Source organism: Roseovarius atlanticus (genome assembly GCF_001441615.1).
Taxonomy (GTDB): Bacteria; Pseudomonadota; Alphaproteobacteria; order Rhodobacterales; family Rhodobacteraceae; genus Roseovarius; species Roseovarius atlanticus.
This window is the reverse complement of sequence record NZ_LAXJ01000057.1, coordinates 1-854: the sequence shown is the minus strand read 5'-3', so window position 1 is coordinate 854 and position 854 is coordinate 1. Positions and strand designations below refer to the sequence as shown.

Annotated in this window: 1 protein-coding gene; it reads right to left on the bottom strand. The window is 66.0% G+C overall.

What is annotated here, in order from left to right:
* Nucleotides 1–854 (bottom strand): formyl-CoA transferase (gene frc / locus XM53_RS22275; RefSeq protein WP_057796991.1); only part of this gene is annotated, 854 nt, incomplete at both ends.

Here is an 854-nt window from a genome sequence, read left to right as displayed (position 1 = left end):
GGCTTGCCGATGACATCGCAGATCTGCTCCCACACCGCGGCCTGGGTGATGAAGTAGGTGTACGCGTTGGGATCGTCCTCCCACCCCTTGCATTTCAGGATCCGACCCGGCTGACCGCCGCCCGAGTCGTTGCCCGCGCGCGGCGTCGCCTCGCCGAACTCGATGCCCTCGCCGTACTGGCTGTATTCCTTCAAGGGGCCCGCCTCCAGCCGCTGCTGGTCGCGCAGCTTGACGCGGCAGAGGTTCAGCACCCCGTCCTGCATCGGTGCCAGCACCTTCTGGCCGCGGCCCGTGCGCTCGCGCTGGAAAAGCGCCGTCATGATGCCAAGACAGAGATGCAGGCCGGTGCCGCTGTCGCCGATCTGCGCGCCGGTCACCAGCGGCGGGCCGTCGCGGAAGCCGGTGGTCGAGGCCGAGCCGCCGGCGCATTGCGCCACGTTCTCGTAGACCTTGCAATCCTGGTACTTGCCGGGCCCGAAGCCCTTGACCGAAGCCATGATGATCCGCGGATTGATCTCCTGGATCCGCTCCCAGCTGAACCCCATCCGGTCCAGCGCGCCGGGCGCGAAGTTCTCGACCAGCACGTCACATTCTTCGATCAGCCGGGTCAGCACCTGCTTGCCGGTCTCGTTCTTGGAATTCAGCTCGATCGAGCGCTTGTTGTGGTTGAGCATGGTGAAGTACAGGCTGTCCGCGCCCGGCACGTCCACCAGCTGCTGCCGCGTGGCGTCGCCCACGCCGGGCCGCTCCACCTTCAGCACATCCGCCCCGAACCACGCCAGAAGCTGCGTGCAGGTCGGACCCGACTGCACATGCGTGAAGTCCAGGATCTTGATGCCGTCCAATGCTTTCAT